This is a genomic window from Clostridium acetireducens DSM 10703, from assembly GCF_001758365.1.
Classification (GTDB): Bacteria; Bacillota; Clostridia; order Clostridiales; family Clostridiaceae; genus Clostridium_C; species Clostridium_C acetireducens.
In genome coordinates this window covers 66810-87251 of the sequence record NZ_LZFO01000008.1, presented here as the reverse complement: position 1 = coordinate 87251, position 20442 = coordinate 66810, and the positions used below count along the sequence as shown (strand labels likewise).

The following is a 20442-nucleotide window of genomic DNA, read 5'->3' as shown; positions in this document are numbered from 1 at the left end:
AAGTTATCCACAGGTGCAATAGCACCTTAGCTTTGCTATTATCTTTTTCTGAACAAAATAGTTAATTATTAACAAAAAGTAATGATTTTTAAATATAATTGAGGAAGTTTAATTGTGCAATTTCCTCATTTATTAAGTTTGTCCATTGCACCTTTAGATATAGGGCTATTTTTTCTAAGTTCATCTATCATAGAGCCTTTTATTCTTATAGATGCATAGCTAGAAAATTTCATACCTTTACTTTCATCGAATTTTTCTAAAGCATCCATAAGTCCAACCATTCCATAACCTACTAAATCTTCATATTCTACATATTTAGTTTTACCTATAATAACTCTTGAAGCTATATACTTTACTAATGGAATATATTTTTTTACTACTTCTTCTTTTAATTTATCCTTTTCTTTAAGGGTCATAACCTATTCCCCCCTTACCCCTTTTCTCCTTCGTTCTCTCATAATTCTAAATATAAATTGTATTATATTTTCTCTAACACCTTGTTCAATATCAAAAAAGCAAACACCATATATATTTTTTTTACTATCTACATCTTTATATCCCCTAACAACTTTACCTTTTATTGCTAAAAGTTCCTTACCCAAAGGAAGAGTTATTAATAATATGTCTCCTAAAGAAATTTTTTTATCAGAAGCTATTTTCATGCCACCACCACTTAAATCCAAAGAATAAGCTTGAAAAAATTCATACTGATTATCATCAATTTCATTTAAATCTTTATTTAATTTTAAAGCACCGCAGGTTATATTTAAAAGTACTGGTATTCTTACATGGTTTCTTCTTTGAATTCTAGTAAATTTTTTAGGTTTAGCTAACATTATTATTAACATTCCATCTATTTTTCTACCTAATACTACTGTATTAAATTTATAAATACTATTTTTACTAAAACATATAGCTTCTATCCATTCGCCTTTTCTCAAAGGTAAGTATTTTCCACCACATACTGGTATATTAATGCCTATGGAATTATTTGTTATATCTTGAATTACACTTTTATAATTTCCATCTTCCCACAATACCTCTATTTTATTGTTTAATTGAAATTTTACTTCTTCTTTTTTACCCATAAAACTTCACTCCTATAAAAACATTTTAAACAGTCTCTTAAATAAATTTTGTATTCCACTTGTTTTATTTCTTCTTTTATCTCCTAAAATTATATTAGCTATCCTTTTTATATCCATTGAAGCAATACTATCTGGAAAACTTATTACAAAAGGCTCCTGCCTCTTTACTGCCTTTATAATGTTTTTATCCTCTGATATACTTCCTATATATTTTACATCCATTTTTAAAAATCTCCATGTAGCACTGCTAAACTTGTTAAAAACTTCTCTTCCTTCTTTTTTTTCTAAAACTTTATTTACTACTAATTTAACCGAAGATTTTATGCCAAAGTGATGCATTAATTTTACTAAGCTATAAGCATCTGTAAGAGAAGTAGGTTCTGAAGTAGTTATTATTATAACTTCATCGCTACAATCTATAAATCCTAATACATTTTTATTCACGCCAGCAGATGTATCCATTAATATATAATCTAAATCTTCTAATGTAACTAATTTATTTATAAATTTAATTCTTTGTTCTTTAGATAATTCAGCTATTCTATTTAATCCTGTGCCACCGGGTAAAAGTCTTACTCCATTTTGTGCCACTATTATTGCTTCTTCTAAAGGCAAATCCTTTAGTATAATGTCAAATACATTATACTTAGGCAAAAACCCCATTAGTATATCATCATTTCCCATGCCTATGTCTCCATCAAATATCATAACATTTTTACCTCTTTTTTGAAGAGATATAGCTAAATTAACTACAAAATTGCTTTTCCCTACACCACCTTTTCCAGAAGTTACTGTGATTATTTTAGGACTTTTATTAAGATTTTTATAAAAATCTTCTCCTATAGCTAATTCTCTTAATCTTTGTGCTTGATCCATCATATGCTACACTCTCCTAGTATTAAATTAGCAATTTCTTCAGCATTAATTTTTCTTAAATCATCTGGTACATTTTGTCCTGTAGTTATAAAGCTTATTGGTTTTTTACTTATATTTATTATATTAAGTATGGAACCATAAGTTGTAGTTTCATCTAATTTGGTTATTATTACATAGTTGTATTTTAATTCTTTATATCCTTCTAATATTGTATTTATGTCTTTGTTTTTTGTAGTAGCACTTATTACTAAATTAATATTTTTTGTAGGAATTTTTTCTATAAAAGCCCTAAGCTCAGAAATTTGCATAGTATTTTTACTACTTCTTCCTGTAGTATCTATTAAAATTATATCGCAATTTTCCATACTATGTACTGCTTCTTCCATTTCTTTTATAGAAAACACTACTTTAAAAGGTATATTCATTATATCAGCATAAGTTCTAAGTTGTTCTACTGCACCTATTCTATATGTATCTATAGTTATAAGTCCTACTTTTTTTCTTTGAATTAAAGCTAATTTACCTGCTAATTTAGCAATAGTAGTAGTTTTTCCTACACCTGTAGGTCCTACTAAAACCATAGGACCTTCTATTTTCAAACTATAATCAGGTACCATATTTTGTATGACTTTTTTTGCCTTTTGTGTATCTTCTATATTTTCTTCCATTAAATTCATATTGGATAGTATATTGTTTACTAAATCAGGTATTAAGTCACTATTTTCTAGTTTTATTTCTATTTCACTTTTATTTGCAGTAGTATTTTGTGTGATTTTTTTTACATCATCTATCATTTTTTTCATTTCTTCAATTTGATTTAGTATTGCGCTGGAAGTTTCTTGTTTTTCTTTTTCTGCTGCTACTTCATATATTCCACTTAATTCTTCATTTTTATATTTTTCATCAGTTTTATCTATAGACTTTTGCTTTTCCATAACTTTTTTAAATAACTCTACTCCACTAGATGTAAATTCTTCTTTTTTTGTATTATCTATTGCTGCTGTAACTTCTAATTTTTTCTTGGAAAAAAATCCTAAAAACCCTGGTTTTCTAATCCTCCTCTGGCTTACTATAATAGCATCTTTTCCCATATCCCTTTTTATTTTAGTCATAGCTTCATTCATATTCTTCACTATATATTTTCTTATAATCATTATATAGTCACAGCTCCTTCAGTTTTTATTTCTATATCATTAGGTATTTCGTTTATAGATAATACAGTTATTCCTGGGAATACCATTTCTATAAGCCTTCTAAAGGCTGGTCTTATTTTAGGCGAAACTAGTATTACTGGTTGATTATCATAAAAATAAACATTTTCCATAGTATTTTTTATTCCATTTAATATTTTTGAAGTAGTATCTGGATCAATAGCTGGAAAAGAGCCTTGCATAGATTTTTGTATATTATTTTCTATAATTTCTTCTATGTCTGGTGATAAAGTTACTACTGTAATAGCTCCATTTTCATCTACTAAAGAGTTGCATATGGTTCTTCCTAAGGCAAACCTTACATATTCCGTTAAAACTTCTATATCTTTGGTATTTCTCGAATTATCTGCTAAAGATTCTAATATAGTTACCATATCTTTTATAGGTACTCTTTCTTTTAAAAGATTTTGAAGTACTTTTTGCAATTCTCCTATAGTGATTAAATCTGGTATTAGTTCTTCTACTACTGCACTGTATTTTTCTTTTACAGAATCAATTATAATCTTAACTTCTTGTCTTCCCACTAGTTCATAAGAATGATTTTTTATAGTTTCTGTTAAATGAGTAACTAGTACTGTAGTTGGATCTACTACAGTAAGACCTTTTATTTCTGCATCTTCTCTTTGATCTTTATTTATCCAAAGTGCTGGTAATCCAAAAGAAGGTTCTACAGTTCTTATGCCTTCTACATCTAAATCTTCATCCGTAGGGTTCATACATAAAAGCATATTAGGCATAAGTTCTCCTTTTGCTATTACAGTACCTCTAATTTTTATAACATATTCATTGGTTTTTAGTTGTAAATTATCTCTTATTCTAATAGGTTGAACTACTATGCCCATTTCAATGGCACATTGCCTTCTTACAGAAGTAATTCTCTGAAGTAAATCTCCTCCTGAAGCTTCATCAGCTAAAGGTATAAGTCCATATCCTATTTCTATTTCCATAGGTTCTACAGAAATTAAATTCATTACATTTTCTGGTTCTTTACTTTCAATTTCTGTTATTTCTTGCTGTTGTGTTTCCATTTCTTGCACTTTTTGTGCTTCTTCATCTTTAAACAAAATGTAAGCTGCTATTCCAGAAAATATAGATAAAATTAAAAAAGGTATTGTTGGAAGACCTGGCACTATTGCTAAGAAAAAAAGTACTACAGAAGCAATAGCTATAACCTTTGGGAAACTTGATAATTGTTTTGCTGCTAAATTACCAAAGTTTTCATCACTTCCTGAGCGAGTAACTAATATACCTGACGCTGTAGATATTAAAAGTGCTGGAATTTGGCTTACAAGTCCATCTCCTATGGTAAGTATTGTATATGTAGATGCTGATTTTCCAATATCCATTTTATTAATCAATACACCTATTATAATTCCTGCTAAAATATTTATTGCTGTAATTATAAGTCCTGCTATGGCATCTCCTTTAACAAATTTAGAAGCACCATCCATAGCTCCGTAAAAATCTGCTTCTTGTTGAAGCTCTTTTCTTTTTTGCTTTGCTCCATGTTCATCTATTATTCCTGAGTTTAAATCTGCATCTATACTCATTTGTTTACCAGGCATAGCATCTAAAGTAAATCTAGCTGAAACTTCTGATACTCTGCCAGCACCGTTAGTTATAACTATAAATTGTATAATAACTATTATTAAAAATATAATAATTCCTACTACATAGTTTCCACCTACCACAAAGTTACCAAAGGCTTGTATTATTTCTCCTGCATAACCGTCTTTTAATATAAGCCTAGTTGAAGATACATTTAATCCTAATCTAAATAATGTAGTTATCAATAACATTGTTGGAAATATAGAAAATTGTAATACATGAGTTGTAAACATGGTTAAAAGCATAATTACTACTGAAATTGTTATATTTAATGCTAAAAGTATATCTAAAACCACAGAAGGAAGTGGTATTATTATCATCATTACAATAGCTATTACTCCAAAAGCTATTACTACATCCATATTGGATTTTACATTAAACCTTCTTTTTTTAATGTGCTCCAAGATAAAACCCCCTATTTACAAATTAATTTTAAAAACTATAAACTAAAGCTAAAATTTCTGCTACTGCTTCATACATTTCTGCTGGTATTTCTTCTTCCAATTCTACTTGTTCATATAAAAGTCTAGCTAAATGCCTGTTTTCTATAATTGGAACTTCATTGTGTTTTGCAACTTTTTTTATTTTTAATGCTAAATAATCTGCTCCCTTTGCTACTACTTTAGGAGCATTATCTCCCTTTTCATATTTTAAAGCTATAGCTAAATGAGTAGGATTAGTTACTACTACTGTAGCATCTGGCACTTGTTGCATCATTCTTCTAGCAGCCATTTCCCTTTGTTTTTGTCTTATTTTCCCTTTAATTAATGGATCTCCTTCTTGCTGTTTGAATTCTTCCTTAATTTCTTGTTTTGTCATTTTCATATCTTTTTTAAATTGTCTTTTTTGAAAAATAAAATCTAATAGTGCTATAGCTATCATAACTAAAGTTATTTTAAAGAATATATTAACAGCTAATTTTAAAGATTCTTCTACAATAGTTATTGGCTTTAAGTGCCCAAAAGTTAAAATATATAAGTAATTTTTCTTAATAAATTTATAGCCTACAAATCCTACTACAGAAACTATAGCTAAATCTTTAAATAGCTCTACCACAGTTCTTACAGAAAACATTTTTTTTAGACCACTTATGGGGTTTAGTTTTTTCAAATCTGGCTTTAATGGCTCTTTTGTAAGAATAAACCCTGTTTGAAGAAAGTTAGCTAAAATTCCCATAAACATTATGGGAATAGCTACAGGTAAAATTGTCATAGCAATTCTTACAACTGCTATTATTCCTATTTTCTTTGCACTTTCATAATTTAAAGAAATATTAATATAATCTTGCATAAATACTATTAAATTTCTTCCTAAATTATTTATTATATATTGTCCTAATGTTAATAGTACAATTGTAGATGCTAATAGTGTAAATGCCAGTCCAACTTCTTTACTTTTTGCTACTTGACCCTTTTTCTTTGCTTCACTTAATTTATGTGGAGTAGCTTCCTCTGTTTTATCATCTGATGAAAATGCTAAAAGTAGTGGTATAGTTTTATAAAATTGTTTTATAACATCTGGTAAAGATTGAAAAGAACTTTCAACTACTTTTATAAATATAGGTAATGCTAAAGAAAAAGCTGTTAATCCTACTAATATTTTTATAGGAAGTCCTAGTATCATTACATTAAGTTGAGGTACAGTCCTAGCTATAAGTCCTAATGTTAAATCTGTTATAAGTATTATTAGTACTATGGGTATTGCTATTTTTAAGCTTATAGAAAAAAACTCAATAAAAGCTTTTATTATTAAAGTTGCTGTAGGTTTTCCTAATATATATTGTCCTATATTTATTGTGTTAAAACTTTCTATAAGTGCTCTAATTAACATATGGTGTCCATCTATTAATAAAAATATTATTATACTAAACCAATATAATAATCTTTCAAGTAATGTAGCATTACTATTAGTATTAGGGTCAAACATACTCATCATGGCAAAACCTACTTGAAGGTCCATCATGTTTCCTGCAATTCTTACGCTTATAAAGCATAAATTAGTTATATAACCTAGTGTTAGTCCTGTAATTATTTCATTTATACAATTTAGTATAAATGGAAACATATCTGTAATATTGCTTACTGTAGCATAGTTTATTCCAGGAAGTAATATATAACTCATAATTAAAGCAAATCCTACTTTAAAATATACTGGTGTTTCTTTTGGAAAAAATACTGGTATAGTTATAAAAAAAGCAAATAACCTTAAAAATACTAATATTAATGCTGTGAAATAAACTGCATCAATCAATATAATTCACCTACTAATTTTAAATTCTAATTAATTATATTGGCTATAACATCAAATATCCTATTGGTAAATGCCACTATTTGATGGAGCATCCAATTTCCTGTTAAAAGCCCTATAATTGCTACTGCTAAAAGTTTTGGCACAAAAGTTAAAGTTTGTTCTTGTATTTGAGTTGTAGCTTGAAATATACTTATTAAAAGTCCCACTAACAATGAACCTACTAATATAGGTGCTGCTACTATTATTCCAGTTTGTATTGCATCTTTCATTATTCCCATTACCATTGTTTCACTCATATATATTCACCTTCCTACATTAAAAATCGTCAGTGGAAACTCAGTATTAAAGATTTTACTAACAAGTACCATCCGTCCACCATTACAAATAATAATAATTTGAAAGGTAATGATATCATAACTGGTGGTAGCATAAACATACCCATAGACATTAGTACAGAAGCTACTACTAAGTCAATTATCAAAAATGGTATGTAAATTAAAAACCCTATTTGAAAAGCAGTTTTAAGTTCACTTATCATAAAAGATGGTATTACTATGTATAAAGGTAACTGCTTTTCTTGAATTTTATCACTTATTTTTCCTACTTCCCTAAATAATCTTAAATCTTTTTTTCTTGTTTGTTTTAACATAAATTCTCTTAAAGGTTTTGCACCTTCTTCAAAAGCTTGTTCTTGATTTATTTTATTTTTTAAAAAAGGATCTATAGCTTTTGTATTTATTTCACTATAAATTGGTTTCATTATAAATATAGTTAAAAACAAAGCTAGTCCTATTAAAACTTGATTAGGTGGTGATTGCTGTGTTCCCATGGCATTTCTTAAAAATCCAAACACTACTATTATTCTAACAAAACTTGTCATCATTATTATAAAAGAAGGAAGTAGTGTTAATATTGTAAGAATTATAAGTAACTTAATATTATCTACATATTGTCTAGGTGAAGCAGCATTATCTACAGATATATCTATTTTAGGTATAGGGAAAGTATCTGGTGCTGCATAGGCTTTTGAAGATAAGATTATCAGTAAAACACTAATTAAAATTAACGCAAAAATTTTAGTTTTCTTATTCATTATTATCTTCCTTCTTAATTTTAAGTTTTTTTAACAAATATTTTAATTTAGTACTATTTAAATAATCCTTAACATCTATTTGATTTTTCAATGATTTAAAATATTTTATTTTGTTTATTTCTTCATCATCAATTTCTAAAAGAATTTCTACACTTTGAGATGTAGAAGATATAACATAGCCTTTAGATCCTATTTGAATTATTAAAAGACTATTTTCTTTTGATATTGGTATTCTTTCTAATATTTTTATATATTTATTTTTTTGCATACTTTCAAATTTACTTCCACCTATTTTAGCTGTTAAATATATAAGAAAAATTATAAAGCATAAAAAAATCAACATTTTTATAATACTAATCCAAATCTGAATTTGCATAATTTATGTTCCTACTCTCAATTTTTAGTTTGCTTTTTTGTATGAAATTTTATTGTACTAGTATGTCATTAAAATATACATTATTTATTCTGCCCTTTTGAAACATAGGATTTATTTTATCTAATATTTCTTTTTTTATGTTATCTACTCCTTTTTGGTCAAAGTCTTTTACTTTTTTAGATCTTAGCACAGTATTTATGGAATCTCTTATTATCGGTTTATTTTTATCTAATTCTTTTAATAGCTTTTTTTCATCATATCCTAATACTATTTTTGTTTTTAAATACCTTTTTCCATCTTCATCAGCTAAATTTATTAAAAATTCATCTAAATCATACGTAAAGGCTGAAACTGGATTTACTAATACATAATTTGCATTTCCTTGATTTTGAACTGAATTTACTGGTACATTTTGAGGCATATTACTAGGTTGAGATTTGTTTTTGCTTATAAATATTTTATATCCAAAAAATCCTCCTACAGCTATAACTACAAGTAGTATTACAACTATTAATATTATTTTTAAAGGTTTTTTTTGTTTTGCTTCATTATTTTCACTCATTTTTTACCAGTCTCCTTTTCACTAGATAATATTAATATATTTACCCTTCTATTTTTTGATTTATTTGCCTCTGTATCATTAGGGGCTACTGGTTTAAAAGGTCCATATCCTGCTGCAGTAAATTTTGATGGATTTTCTCCTAAATTTTCAACAAAGTACCTTAATACATTTACTGCTCTAGCAGTAGATAACTCCCAATTAGTAGGATATCTATAATTACTTATAGGCACATTATCTGTATGCCCTTCTACTATAACATTATTAGGTATTGTTCTTAAAAAATTATTTATTTTATTTAGTATTGGTTTGCTTTCTGGCTTAATATCTGCTTTTCCAGATTCAAATAATACATTATCGTGAAGTTGTATTATAATACCTCTACCATCCTTAGTAACTTCCATATCTTTATCAATTTTATTTTCTTTTATATATTCTTTAACTTTATCATATAATTCCTCTTCTCTTCCTCCTGTAGCACTGCCCATTTCTATAGTTTCTCCTACTAAAGGCACTTCACCATTTTTCATATTAAAATCGTATATAGTTTGACCTGCTTGTCCTGCTAAAACACTTTGGAAAGCCGAAGCTACTTGCTTAAACTTTTGAGCATCTACACTAGAAAAAGAATATAAAAGTACAAAGAAAGTTAAAAGTAGAGTTACTGTATCAGCATAAGTGTTCATCCAGCTTGATCCACCTCCACCACTTGCACTGGCTTTTTTCTTTCTTCTAGACATTTTCTGTCACTCCTTCTGCTTCAGCAGTTTTTACATATTCTTTTCTTTCATCTGGAGATAAATAAGATACTAATTTTTCTTCTACTATTCTAGGGTTAACACCAGATTGAATAGATAAAATTCCCTCTAGCATCATTTCTCTTTTAGCTACTTCTTGTTCACTTTTTAAATTTAAATTTGCTGCCATAGGATTAAATATTATATTTGCCAAAAGTGAACCATAAAAAGTAGTTATTAAAGCTTTTCCCATTCCTGAAGCTATTTGGCTGGAGTCTGTTAAATTACCTAACATTTGTATTAATCCTATAAGAGTACCTGCCATACCAAATGCTGGAGCATATTCTCCCCAAGCTCTTAACATTGCTACTCCTTCTCCATGACGTCTTTCCATTTCTCCTATTTCCAATTCTATAATTTCTCTAATAGTTTCTGGCTCCATGCCATCTACTACCATTTGAAGTCCTTTTTTTAAAAAAGCATCTTCTAATCCATTTATATCATCTTCTAAAGATAAAAGCCCTTCTCTTCTAGCTTTTCTAGAAAGGCCTGTAAATTGATGAATAATATCTATACTAGACATAGATACTTCTTTAAATGATTGCATTATTATTTTAGTTAATTTTCTAAATTGATCCATTGGATAATTTACCAGCATAGCACATAAAGATCCACCTAGTGTTATAATTATGGATGGAACATCCCAAAATAATTTTAATTGCCCCAAATTATAATCTGTTATACCTTTTGACATTGCCATAGCCCATATCATTAGTACAAATCCAAGTACTATACCTATGCCTGTTAATACGTCTCTTCTTTTCATCTTTTGGATTCCTCCCGCAAACCTAAGCTAAATATGTTTTTTTTGTATTTTATAATTTTTTCAATTACTTCATCTATAGAGTTTTTAATTAAATACTTTTTGCCATTGCTTAATGTAATTAATGTTTCTGGTACATTTTCTATTTTTTCTATATGGTCTTCATTTAGTATAAATTCCTTGTTGTTTAATCCTAGAACTTTTATCATTTAATACCCCTACTCTCTTTTATATTCATAAGGGGATAATTTTTCCCTATTTTATTTTTTTATATGCTAGATAAAAGAGGTTAAATACATTAACCTGCTTTTACTAGCATATTAATTAGTTTATCTCTTTAAATTTACTAGGTCTTGTAATATTTCATCACTAGTAGTTATAATTTTTCCATTAGCTTGGAAAGCTCTACTAGCTACTATCATTTCTGTAAATTGTTCTGCTAAATCCACATTGGACATTTCCAATGCACCTTGTACTATATTTCCATAACCTAATTCGTTGTTATTTTCAGCCTCTTCTACACCTACACCACTTCTAAATACAGCTTCTCCAGAGTTAGCAGATACAGAATATAGGTTTTTTCCTTCTTTATATAAACCTGCTGTATTTTTGAAAGATGCCATAGCAATTTGACCTATTGCCCTTACAGTATTATCAGTTAATGTTACTTTTATAAGACCATTTTTTTCAACTGTAAATCTTCTTACTTTTTTACCGGCTACTTCATCTGGAATTGCTAATGGAACTAATTTATCTTCTAAAGCGTTTATTTCCTCTTCATTAACATTTACTGCTTCTTCTATAAATGGTTTATATTTTTCATCATATTGTATTGTTGATTCATCTATAGCATATCCCATAACTCTCATTCCATCAGAATTTATTAATTGTCCATATTCATCTAATGTAAATGAACCATCCCTTGTAAAAAAGGTTTGAAAATTTCCTTCATCTTCATTTTCTGTATCTATTGTATGTGTATCAGTTTTAACTGTTATCCCTATATCATTATCTGTTTTACCTTTTGCCACTACAAAATATCCTGATCCATCTACAGCAAAATCTAGATTTCTAGAAGTAGGTTGCAAATTTCCTTGAGTGGTTATTGTATCTATACCTGCCACTTGAGTTCCAAGACCTACTTGGCTTGGATTGGTTCCCCCTAATGTAGTGGAAGGACCTGTGGCTTCTGACATGCTTTGGCTTAACATATCTTGAAATCTAATTCTTTGAGTTTTAAAAGATGTAGTACCTACATTTGCTATATTATTACCTATAACGTCTAATTTTGTTTGATTGGCTTTTAGCCCTGTTATACCAGAGTACATTGCTCTTATCATAAAATAAACCTCCATTTTTAAAGTTTATATGCCTTGCATCTATCCTTCAGCAAAGCTCAGCATCCATTAATTAGTTAGGTATATAAACTTTATACTATAAATACGTTTATTACCTAATAAAAGTTTCGGTCCTGCTGATTAAATTACTAAAACACTGTCTATATTTGTAAATATATTTCCTTTTATGTTTTCTCCATTTATAGCTGTAATTACAGTTCTATTTTTAATACTTGTTACTAAAGCAGTATTTTTATAAAACATAACACATTGCCTACAGCCTTTTTTTTCTGCTTTATTTATTCCTTGATTTATTACTTTCATATCTTCTTCAGTAAAATTTATGTTTCTTTCTTTTAATCTTTCTAAAGCATGATTAGAAACTACAAAGCTTTTATTTTTATCTATTTTCTTTTCAAGTATATTAGAAAATTTATTGCTAGATTTTTTATTTTCTACTTTATTATTAGAGTAATTTTTAAGGAAATCACCAGTTATATACATTTTCCCATTTATAACTCTATATCCCATAACTATATTTCCTTTGAAACTTTATTTTCTAAAATTTCATTTTCTTTTTCTTCTTTACCTTTTTCAACATCATAATAAAAATCTTTAGAGGATGAATTTCTTAATTCTATTATGTCTTCCATTTTAAATTGTTTAACATCATCGTATTCATTTCCATCTTTATCTTTTAATTTTCCTACTACTACATTTAATTTAATTGTATCTCCATCTTTAGATATTCCACTTACTATTCCTCTATATAAGTTTCCTTTATCATCTAATGAATTAAGCATTACATCTTTTCCTACAAAAGAAGCTGATGCTGTAAGTCTCATAGTGTTGTTTAAATTTGCCATTTGCTCTAATCCTGAAAATTGTGCCATTTGTGCTACAAATTCTGTACCATCTTTAGCATTCATAGGGTCTTGATTAGATAATTCTGCTGCTAATATTTTTAAAAATGCATTTTTATCCATTTCTTGCCCTGGCTTTACTATTCTAGTGCCCTTTTCTGTATATTGTCCTTTAATATAATTTGTTCCATTAGTACTGTTTACAGGCATAATATCACCTCTTTAAGCTAAAATATTTAAATTACTTTCACTATCTACTTTGTTTTCTTGGTTTTCATCTTCACTTTCTATAGTTTGTACATTGTTATGTTGTTGTTTAAAATTTCCATTTTCATTTCTATTTTTTGAACCATCTTTAAAGAAAGTAGTGTCTTGATTGTAAATGTCTATAGTGAAATTATGAATTTTTATATTGTTTTCTTGAATCTTAGAAGTTATTTCCTCTAAGTTTGAATTTAATATATTATAAGCTTCTTTATTAGCTGCAGAAATATTTGCTTTCATAACACCTTTTTCTACAGTAAGGCTTATTACTAATTCTCCTAATTCCTTTGGCATTACTTTTACAGATAATTCTTTTAAATCATTTAACTGCATAAACTTTACTGCTTTAATAATGTCATTGTTGAAATTAGATTTATTTATTACTATGTTTTCTTCAACTTTTGATAAGTTATCTACATTTACATTGTTAAATTGATTCATAAAGTTTGTTACTTTTGATATTTTGTCTTCTCCTTTGGAAGACACTAAATTTTCAAGAAAATCTTCTTCTGAATTATTTTGTGAGTTATTCAACAAATTATTTTCTTCATTATTGCTGTTTTCTAAATTTTCAATGGAAATTTTTGAAGTATTCATATATTCTTCATTTTGTAATATACTATTATTTGTACTAATTGAATTACTTTTATTGTGGTTTACTAAATTTCCTAATTTACTTTCATCAATTAATAATGATATTTCATTTTTAATTTTATCTAATAAATTATCTGTACCTTTTAATGTGTTGTTTTCACCAAATATATTTTCTATTTTTTGTTGTATTTTTGATACTATATTTAAAAATTTATTGTCTTTTATATCTACTTTTTCATTATTGTTTAATGTTTCAGTTAAATCTTTAATTATATTTGGTAGAGATTTAAATACATCTTGTTTTGTTATATTTTTGTCTCCATCTAAAGGCAAATTATTTAATAGTACTTTTTCTACTATAGAAATTTTAATTTTATCTATTGTATTTTCTGCATTTTCATTGGGCATAATGTTTTTTAAATCTTCCTTAGTTAAATTTCCTTGTAATAGCAATAAAATTAACAAATTAATTAAACTACTTTCACAATCTTCATTGTTTAATTTTCCTAATATTTTATTGTCTTTTAAAACTTCAGTAACAGCTTCTTTTATATCTTCTAAAGAGTTTGCATTTTCTATTTCTTTAGAATTTATTCCTACATTTTTTAATTCTGATTTTATATTATTTAATTTAGTTTTATCATCTACATTATTAATTTCTTTTTCTTTATTAATTCCGCTTATATTTTTACAATCTAAAGATTTACACTGATTTTTGTTTTTTGTTTCTTTTAAATATTTACTAAAATCATTATTTGTTTTGTTTGTATTTTTATAGGATTTAATATTTTTTTTACTAAAATTATTTTTTGATAAATCCATTAAACTTATTTCCACTATTTTCACCTCCTTTCACATTTTCTAATAAATCCGTATAAAGCATATTCATCGTTTGCCTTTTGTTCTATTAAATTTTGTTCTTTTATAAATTCATTTTTTTTCTTTTCTTTTAATATTTCTACAGTTTTTCTTTCTATTTGCTTTTGCTTTAGTTCTTCTCTTTTTTTATCTAATATTTGAATTTTATATTCTAATTCTTTATTTGCATCATTTATTGTAAAAACTAGTGCATTTAAATACTGCATTTTTATCTTTTGTTCTATTATAGATTCATTATTTTTTATAGAATTGTATTTTTTATAATTATTTTTTAAATTGTGTATTTTATTTTCTAAATCTAATTTTTCTTTTTGTGCTTTTTTGAATTCTATTTTGCTTTCTTCTTCTTTTTCTTTTCTAATATCTAATAATTTTTGAAGCCTAAATTTGTATTTTTTCAATATTTTCCCCTGCCTTTACAAGCTATTTTTAAAACATAGATTTTAATATTTCCAAACTTTCTTTAAAATTTGTATGTTCATTTATTTTTTGTTTTAAATAGGATTCTATTTTATCTATATATTCTATAGCCATGTCTACTTTTTTATTGCTTCCTTTTACATAAGCTCCAATATTTATTAGGTCTTCTGATTCTTTATAAGTAGCAAGCAAATCCCTTGCCAAGCCTGCTACATTTTTGTGTTCTTCCTCAGCTATTTCTGACATAAGTCTGCTTATACTATTTAATATATCTATAGCAGGATAATGATTTTTTGCCGCTAAAGCTCTAGATAGTACTATATGTCCATCTAGTATTCCTCTAACAGCATCAGCTATAGGTTCATTAAAGTCATCTCCATCTACTAGCACTGTATAAAATGCTGTTATAGAGCCTTTATCAGACATACCTGACCTTTCCATAAGCCTAGGCAGCATAGCAAAAACTGAAGGAGTATAACCTTTTGTAGCTGGTGGTTCTCCTATAGCAAGTCCTATTTCCCTTTGAGCCATAGCAAATCTAGTTACAGAGTCCATCATTAATATTACTTTTTTCCCTTTATCTCTAAAATACTCTGCTATAGCTGTAGCAGTAAATGCTCCTTTTAATCTTACTAGTGCTGGTTTATCAGAAGTAGCACAAACTACTATAGATTTTTTCATGCCTTCTTCTCCTAAGTCTTTTTCTATAAAATCCAGCACTTCTCTTCCTCTTTCACCAATTAAGCATATTACATTTACATCTGCTTCTGCATATTTAGCAATCATTCCTAATGTAGTACTTTTTCCTACACCACTACCTGCAAAAATTCCTATTCTTTGACCTTCACCGCAAGTTAAAAATCCGTCTATAGCTCTTATACCTGTAGATATAACATTTTTTATTCTTCTTCTCTTTAAAGGGTCTGGTGGTTCTTTATCTAAAGCATATATAGATCCAAATTCTATTTCATCACCTTTTAATGGTTTTCCTAATCCATCTAAAACTTTCCCAAAAAGTTCTTCTGAACACTTTACACTTAAAGGTCTTCCATTAGGCACCACTCTACAACCAGGCGATATACCTATTAACTCTCCTAAAGGCATTAAAATAACATTATCTTCTCTAAATCCTACTACTTCACATTTTATAGTATTATTTTTTTCGTTATAAATAGTGCAAACTTCACCTACAAAAGCTTTTATTCCTTCTACTTCTATAGTCAATCCTATTACGTTTTTAACTATTCCCTCTATATAGTTATAATTACACTTTGATATTTTTTTATTTAAACTTTGGAAGTCTAAATTTAACATAAAAACCTCCTCTATTATTCCTCATTAAATAATATTTCTTTTACTTTATTTAAAGCTTCTTCTACATTTATTTTAATTTTACCATTATCCCTTTCTATGATTGCTTCTCCCTTTTGTAAATTCTCATCTGACAATATGAAAATATCTCCTTTAAAAGCCAATTGGCTTTTAAACTCATCTACACTATTTTTTAAAGATTCTTCATACATAGGATTACATTTTATTATAAACATTTTCGTATTTTTTACTGTATTTAAAGCCTCAAATATCATTTCATTTAAAGATTCTTTATAATTTACTTCTCTTTTTAAAATACTTTCTGAAATATTAATTACTAAATTTTTTATTTCTAATTCTTTTTCTTCTAAATAGCTTTTATAATATTCTTTAGCACTTTTTATTATATTTTCTTCTTTTTCTTTAATTTGATTTTTCATTTCTTCAATTTCTATATTAGCTTTTTCTAAGTTTTTTACATAAGCTTCTTCATAAGCCTTTTCATATCCTTCTTGTTGTCCTTCTTTATATGCTTTTTCATAGGCTTGTTTAAATATTTCTTCTGACTCTTCATAAGCTTTATTAATTATATCTTCTTTTTTATTTCTTGCATCCTCTAATATAACTTTTGCAACGTTTTTGTAATTTTCTACATAATTTGGGGGTTTTTCTTCACATATTACTTTTTTATTTTCTTTTTCTTCAGTATTTTTTTTACATGAGTATTTTGTTTCTATTTTTTCTTCACCCTGTTTAGAAACTTTAGAGAATTTTATAATATTATACGATGATTGCATCTTCTCCACCTCTTGCTATTACTATCTCGCCAGCTTCATCCAGTCTTCTTATAATACTTACAATTCTTTGTTGTGCTTTTTCTACATCCATAAGTCTTACAGGTCCTAAATATTCTATATCTTCTTTTAATGAAGCAGCTGCTCTCTTGGATTGATTTCTAAATATAACATTTGCAACCTCTTCAGAACATCCTTTAAGAGCCAATGCCAATTCTTTTGTTTCCACTTCTCTAAGCACTCTTTGTATAGATACATCGTCCAGTGTAACAATATCTTCGAATACAAACATAGATTCTTTGATTTTTTCTGCTAATTCCGCATTTTCTCTTTCTAATCCTTCTGTTATATTCTTTTCTGTAGTTCTATCTACTTGATTTAAAATATTAACTAAAGTAGGAACTCCTCCTATTACTTTCATATCTGACCTTACTACTGATGATAATTTGCTATCTAATACTTTTTCTATTTCCTTTATTACTACTGGAGAAGTATTGCTCATAGAAGCTATTCTAAAAGCTACTTCTGTTTGAATTTCTTCTGGAAGAGAAGAAATTATTTGTCCAGATTTATCTGGTTGCAAGTAACAAAGTATTAATGCTATAGTTTGAGGATGTTCATCAGAAATTATATTTAAAAGTTGATGAGCATCTGCTTTTCTAGCTATAGCAAAAGGTCTAAATTGTTGCGTAGCTTCCGTAACTTTTTCAAGTATTTCCATTGCCCTTTGTGTACCTAACGCCTTAGACAGTAAATCTTTAGCATAATCTATTCCACCTTCAATTAAATAATCTTTAGCTCTATTCATTTCTATAAATTCTTGTAATATTTCTTGTTTTTGCTCTGATTTTACTGAACTTATATTAGCTATTTCATAAGTTATTTTTTGTATTTCTGGCTCTGGTAATTTTTTTATAATAGCTGCAGAAGCCTCTGGACCTAGAGTTATAAATAATATAGCTGCTTTTTGAACTCCTGTTAAAGTTTTTTCATCTCTGGCCATTTAAATCACCTCTCATCTTCTGCTAGCCATGCTTTAATAATTTCAGCCACTTGATCTGGTTTTTCTTTAGCATATTTTTTGATTTCATTTTCTAAATGAGTTTTTTCATTTTGCCCTTCAAAATCTATTGGTTTAAATTTAACAGTTTCTTCTTTAGATTCTTCTTCTGGCATAATAAATTCTAATTCTTGTGATTCTAACTCTTCTTCTTCTTCCAAACGTTTCTTTCTCTTTATATAAATTATTACTCCTGCAACTATTGCCAGTACAGCTAAAATTCCTAATATAGTATATAATTTCTTTTTCTTTTTTTGCTCTTCTAATTTTTTCATTTCTTCTAAGTCTTTATTTGCCTTATTTTCAAGTGCATTATCAAAAGGCATTCCTTCTACACTTATTACATCTCCCACTCCATTTCCTCTATTGGCATTAAATCCTACTGCTCCTGATACTACATTGTTTACAGAAGCTCTTTCTGCTGGATCTAATGTTCCATCTATTATTACTGAAGTGGTAATTCTATTTACACTTCCGGGAGCTTTTATAGTTTTTTCTTCTACTTTAGGTACATTATAATTCCTTGTATTTTCTTCATGAGTAGATACAGCATTATTGTTATTTTCATTAGCTATTCTATTTTGATTAGGGTCATTACCTACTCCAGCTCCATTTTCATTTTCAGTATTTCTATCTCTTACACTATGTTCGCTTACTACTACATTTCTTGTATTATAGTCTGTAGCATCCCTTTGCACAGCATCAAAATCTAAATCTGCATTAATTTTAACTTGAATTTTCCCTTTTCCATATACTGGTTCTAATAAATTTAAAACTTTACTTTCTAAATTTTTTTCATATTCCTTTTTTAGCTGATGTTGTTTTTCTAGTGGTGTAGTAGCTTCTTTGTCTTCTTCGTCAAATAAATTTGCTGTTAATTCTTGCATATTACTATCTATAATTTTTACATTATCTTTAGGTATATTTTTTGTACTTCCAGAAACAAGAGAAACTATTGCTTTTACTTGTTCTGTAGATAAACTTTTTTCTGGTTTTAATTTTACAGTAACTGCTGCATTACCTGGTGTCACATCTTTTACAAAAGCTGTATCACTAGGCAAAACTAAATGTACCCTAGAATCCTGTACTTCAGGAAAAGCTTTTATAGTCCTTTCTAATTCTCCCTGAAGTGCTCTTTGATAATTTATTTTCATTTCTTCTTCTGTAGTTCCAAATTTATTTTTATCTAGTATTTCAAAACCTTGGCTTCCATTAGTTAGGGGCACTTCTGACATAACTTCCATTCTTATTTTATCTACTTCATCTTTAGGAACTAATATATTATTACCTTCTACTTTAACATCTACTTTTTTTTCTTTTAATTTATTGTATACTGCTGATGAATCAGTTTTATCCATATTTGAAAACAACACGCCATACTTAGTAGATCCTAATGAAACTCCTATGTATATTAAAGTTGCCAAAATTCCTACAAAAAGTACACCAAAAGCTATCTTTTTTTTCTTACTGAAGCTTTTCCACTTTTCCACCAGCTTTTTAAACCACTCTGATAGCTTATTCATTATTAGCACTCCTTACTATAACTGCATTCTATTCAACTCCTGATATGCTTCTACCATTTTATTTCTTATTTGCACTGCCAATTCTAAAGACATTTTTGCTTCTTCTGTATCCAGCATAAGTGTATGTATGTCCTTATCATCACCTTTTATAAAGCTTTCCGTACTATTTTCAGCTTTTACTTGTGCATCATTTACTTTATCTAATTTTTCTTTTAAAGTCTTTGAAAATCCTTTTTCCTCATTAATATTACTACTTTTATCTAATTTATTGTTTTCAAAAACTTTAGTATCCGGTACAAATGGATTTATCTTCATAAAAAATTACCTACCTTCCTATTTCTAATGCTTTTAAAAACATGCTTTTTTGTGAATTTAATGCAGTTACATTAGCTTCATAAGCTCTTACAGCAGTTATCATATCTGCCATTTCATTTAATATATTTACGTTGGGCATTAAAACATATCCATCCTTTCCTGCATCAGGATGTGACGGATTATACACTCTTCTTAAGGGAGAGGTATCTTCTTTAATACCTATGGCTTTTACGCCTAGCATTTCCTCTTTATGTTTTCCTGTAGCTTTATCTAATGTATTTTGAAAATTAGATTGAAAAACTGGAAATCTCCTCCTGTAAGGTTGTCCATTTTTTTCTGTTCTAGTAGTATTAACATTTACTACATTAGAAGCTATAGTATCCATTCTTAGTCTTTCTGCAGATAACCCACTAGAACTTATTCTTAAATCTTTTAATGCATTAATCATTTTACATCTCCTT

General features: G+C 27.6%; 23 protein-coding genes and 1 pseudogene. All 24 read right to left on the bottom strand.

All coding sequences use genetic code 11. The features are described 5' to 3' along the window. Positions 1-128: 128 nt before the first annotated feature. Positions 129-416 (bottom strand): annotated as a pseudogene (locus CLOACE_RS04010) (sigma-70 family RNA polymerase sigma factor); the annotation flags it as partial. A 3-nt stretch (positions 417-419) separates the two neighbouring features. Next, positions 420-1088: a flagellar brake protein gene (locus tag CLOACE_RS04005; protein WP_070109761.1), complete on the bottom strand. Its 669-nt coding sequence runs from the start codon at positions 1086-1088 to the stop codon at positions 420-422. Between the two features lie 12 nt (positions 1089-1100). Beyond that, positions 1101-1967: a MinD/ParA family protein gene (locus CLOACE_RS04000; RefSeq protein ID WP_070109760.1), complete on the bottom strand. Its 867-nt coding sequence runs from the start codon at positions 1965-1967 to the stop codon at positions 1101-1103. Beyond that, a complete protein-coding gene (gene flhF, locus CLOACE_RS03995) occupies positions 1964-3118 on the bottom strand; it encodes a flagellar biosynthesis GTPase FlhF (RefSeq protein WP_070109759.1) in 1155 nt (384 codons plus the stop codon). The genes CLOACE_RS04000 and flhF overlap by 4 nt, the downstream gene beginning before the upstream one ends. After that, the gene (flhA, locus tag CLOACE_RS03990; RefSeq protein ID WP_242866390.1) at positions 3118-5145 is read right to left on the bottom strand and encodes a flagellar biosynthesis protein FlhA; all 2028 of its coding nucleotides are present in this window, start codon (positions 5143-5145) and stop codon (positions 3118-3120) included. Before flhA ends, flhF begins: the two co-directional genes overlap by 1 nt. A gap of 70 nt (positions 5146-5215) precedes the next feature. Beyond that, complete coding sequence (locus CLOACE_RS03985) at positions 5216-7033, bottom strand: fused FliR family export protein/FlhB family type III secretion system protein (protein WP_070109757.1); 1818 nt, start codon at positions 7031-7033, stop codon at positions 5216-5218. Positions 7034-7059: 26 nt separating this feature from the next. Next, positions 7060-7329: a flagellar biosynthesis protein FliQ gene (gene fliQ / locus CLOACE_RS03980; RefSeq protein ID WP_070109756.1), complete on the bottom strand. Its 270-nt coding sequence runs from the start codon at positions 7327-7329 to the stop codon at positions 7060-7062. A 29-nt stretch (positions 7330-7358) separates the two neighbouring features. Further along, entirely contained in the window at positions 7359-8126 is a 768-nt protein-coding gene (fliP, locus tag CLOACE_RS03975) for a flagellar type III secretion system pore protein FliP (protein WP_070109755.1), read from the bottom strand. Further along, the gene (gene fliO, locus CLOACE_RS03970) at positions 8119-8502 is read right to left on the bottom strand and encodes a flagellar biosynthetic protein FliO (protein ID WP_070109754.1); all 384 of its coding nucleotides are present in this window, start codon (positions 8500-8502) and stop codon (positions 8119-8121) included. Before fliO ends, fliP begins: the two co-directional genes overlap by 8 nt. A 49-nt stretch (positions 8503-8551) precedes the next feature. Next, complete coding sequence (locus tag CLOACE_RS03965; protein ID WP_070109753.1) at positions 8552-9064, bottom strand: flagellar basal body-associated FliL family protein; 513 nt, start codon at positions 9062-9064, stop codon at positions 8552-8554. Next, complete coding sequence (locus CLOACE_RS03960; protein WP_070109752.1) at positions 9061-9801, bottom strand: flagellar motor protein MotB; 741 nt, start codon at positions 9799-9801, stop codon at positions 9061-9063. Before CLOACE_RS03960 ends, CLOACE_RS03965 begins: the two co-directional genes overlap by 4 nt. Beyond that, entirely contained in the window at positions 9794-10624 is an 831-nt protein-coding gene (locus CLOACE_RS03955) for a motility protein A (protein ID WP_070109751.1), read from the bottom strand. Before CLOACE_RS03955 ends, CLOACE_RS03960 begins: the two co-directional genes overlap by 8 nt. Continuing rightward, the gene (locus CLOACE_RS03950) at positions 10621-10830 is read right to left on the bottom strand and encodes a flagellar FlbD family protein (protein WP_070109750.1); all 210 of its coding nucleotides are present in this window, start codon (positions 10828-10830) and stop codon (positions 10621-10623) included. The genes CLOACE_RS03955 and CLOACE_RS03950 overlap by 4 nt, the downstream gene beginning before the upstream one ends. Before the next feature lie 120 nt (positions 10831-10950). Continuing rightward, positions 10951-11961, bottom strand: a complete 1011-nt coding sequence (locus CLOACE_RS03945) for a flagellar hook-basal body complex protein (RefSeq protein WP_070109749.1) — start codon at positions 11959-11961, stop codon at positions 10951-10953. Between the two features lie 138 nt (positions 11962-12099). Continuing rightward, positions 12100-12489, bottom strand: a complete 390-nt coding sequence (locus CLOACE_RS03940; protein WP_070109748.1) for a TIGR02530 family flagellar biosynthesis protein — start codon at positions 12487-12489, stop codon at positions 12100-12102. A 2-nt stretch (positions 12490-12491) separates the two neighbouring features. Continuing rightward, positions 12492-13031: a flagellar hook assembly protein FlgD gene (locus tag CLOACE_RS03935; protein ID WP_070109747.1), complete on the bottom strand. Its 540-nt coding sequence runs from the start codon at positions 13029-13031 to the stop codon at positions 12492-12494. 12 nt (positions 13032-13043) lie between these two features. After that, a complete protein-coding gene (locus CLOACE_RS03930; RefSeq protein ID WP_070109746.1) occupies positions 13044-14516 on the bottom strand; it encodes a flagellar hook-length control protein FliK in 1473 nt (490 codons plus the stop codon). A 5-nt stretch (positions 14517-14521) separates the two neighbouring features. After that, on the bottom strand, positions 14522-14959 hold the full coding sequence (fliJ, locus tag CLOACE_RS03925) for a flagellar export protein FliJ (RefSeq protein ID WP_070109745.1): 438 nt from the start codon (positions 14957-14959) through the stop codon (positions 14522-14524). A gap of 28 nt (positions 14960-14987) precedes the next feature. Continuing rightward, positions 14988-16292: a flagellar protein export ATPase FliI gene (gene fliI / locus CLOACE_RS03920; RefSeq protein ID WP_070109744.1), complete on the bottom strand. Its 1305-nt coding sequence runs from the start codon at positions 16290-16292 to the stop codon at positions 14988-14990. Between the two features lie 14 nt (positions 16293-16306). Then, complete coding sequence (locus CLOACE_RS03915; protein ID WP_070109743.1) at positions 16307-17086, bottom strand: FliH/SctL family protein; 780 nt, start codon at positions 17084-17086, stop codon at positions 16307-16309. Continuing rightward, on the bottom strand, positions 17070-18086 hold the full coding sequence (gene fliG / locus CLOACE_RS03910) for a flagellar motor switch protein FliG (RefSeq protein WP_070109742.1): 1017 nt from the start codon (positions 18084-18086) through the stop codon (positions 17070-17072). Before fliG ends, CLOACE_RS03915 begins: the two co-directional genes overlap by 17 nt. Before the next feature lie 5 nt (positions 18087-18091). Further along, a complete protein-coding gene (fliF, locus tag CLOACE_RS03905) occupies positions 18092-19666 on the bottom strand; it encodes a flagellar basal-body MS-ring/collar protein FliF (protein ID WP_070109741.1) in 1575 nt (524 codons plus the stop codon). A 15-nt stretch (positions 19667-19681) separates the two neighbouring features. Next, positions 19682-19981, bottom strand: coding sequence for a flagellar hook-basal body complex protein FliE (fliE, locus tag CLOACE_RS03900; protein WP_070109740.1), 300 nt, complete (start codon positions 19979-19981; stop codon positions 19682-19684). 10 nt (positions 19982-19991) lie between these two features. Beyond that, positions 19992-20429, bottom strand: a complete 438-nt coding sequence (gene flgC, locus CLOACE_RS03895; RefSeq protein WP_070109739.1) for a flagellar basal body rod protein FlgC — start codon at positions 20427-20429, stop codon at positions 19992-19994. Positions 20430-20442 lie beyond the last annotated feature (13 nt).

What these genes read in the sequence shown, in the direction of transcription:
- CLOACE_RS04005 (WP_070109761.1), bottom strand. Translation starts at nt 1,088, where the DNA reads ATGGGTAAAAAAGAAGAAGTAAAATTTCAATTAAACAATAAAATAGAG.
- CLOACE_RS04000 (WP_070109760.1), bottom strand. Translation starts at nt 1,967, where the DNA reads ATGATGGATCAAGCACAAAGATTAAGAGAATTAGCTATAGGAGAAGAT.
- flhF (WP_070109759.1), bottom strand. Translation starts at nt 3,118, where the DNA reads ATGATTATAAGAAAATATATAGTGAAGAATATGAATGAAGCTATGACT.
- flhA (WP_242866390.1), bottom strand. Translation starts at nt 5,145, where the DNA reads ATGGATGTAGTAATAGCTTTTGGAGTAATAGCTATTGTAATGATGATA.
- fliQ (WP_070109756.1), bottom strand. Translation starts at nt 7,329, where the DNA reads ATGAGTGAAACAATGGTAATGGGAATAATGAAAGATGCAATACAAACT.
- fliP (WP_070109755.1), bottom strand. Translation starts at nt 8,126, where the DNA reads ATGAATAAGAAAACTAAAATTTTTGCGTTAATTTTAATTAGTGTTTTA.
- fliO (WP_070109754.1), bottom strand. Translation starts at nt 8,502, where the DNA reads ATGCAAATTCAGATTTGGATTAGTATTATAAAAATGTTGATTTTTTTA.
- CLOACE_RS03965 (WP_070109753.1), bottom strand. Translation starts at nt 9,064, where the DNA reads ATGAGTGAAAATAATGAAGCAAAACAAAAAAAACCTTTAAAAATAATA.
- CLOACE_RS03960 (WP_070109752.1), bottom strand. Translation starts at nt 9,801, where the DNA reads ATGTCTAGAAGAAAGAAAAAAGCCAGTGCAAGTGGTGGAGGTGGATCA.
- CLOACE_RS03955 (WP_070109751.1), bottom strand. Translation starts at nt 10,624, where the DNA reads ATGAAAAGAAGAGACGTATTAACAGGCATAGGTATAGTACTTGGATTT.
- CLOACE_RS03950 (WP_070109750.1), bottom strand. Translation starts at nt 10,830, where the DNA reads ATGATAAAAGTTCTAGGATTAAACAACAAGGAATTTATACTAAATGAA.
- CLOACE_RS03945 (WP_070109749.1), bottom strand. Translation starts at nt 11,961, where the DNA reads ATGATAAGAGCAATGTACTCTGGTATAACAGGGCTAAAAGCCAATCAA.
- CLOACE_RS03940 (WP_070109748.1), bottom strand. Translation starts at nt 12,489, where the DNA reads ATGGGATATAGAGTTATAAATGGGAAAATGTATATAACTGGTGATTTC.
- CLOACE_RS03935 (WP_070109747.1), bottom strand. Translation starts at nt 13,031, where the DNA reads ATGCCTGTAAACAGTACTAATGGAACAAATTATATTAAAGGACAATAT.
- fliI (WP_070109744.1), bottom strand. Translation starts at nt 16,292, where the DNA reads ATGTTAAATTTAGACTTCCAAAGTTTAAATAAAAAAATATCAAAGTGT.
- CLOACE_RS03915 (WP_070109743.1), bottom strand. Translation starts at nt 17,086, where the DNA reads ATGCAATCATCGTATAATATTATAAAATTCTCTAAAGTTTCTAAACAG.
- fliG (WP_070109742.1), bottom strand. Translation starts at nt 18,086, where the DNA reads ATGGCCAGAGATGAAAAAACTTTAACAGGAGTTCAAAAAGCAGCTATA.
- fliF (WP_070109741.1), bottom strand. Translation starts at nt 19,666, where the DNA reads ATGAATAAGCTATCAGAGTGGTTTAAAAAGCTGGTGGAAAAGTGGAAA.
- fliE (WP_070109740.1), bottom strand. Translation starts at nt 19,981, where the DNA reads ATGAAGATAAATCCATTTGTACCGGATACTAAAGTTTTTGAAAACAAT.
- flgC (WP_070109739.1), bottom strand. Translation starts at nt 20,429, where the DNA reads ATGATTAATGCATTAAAAGATTTAAGAATAAGTTCTAGTGGGTTATCT.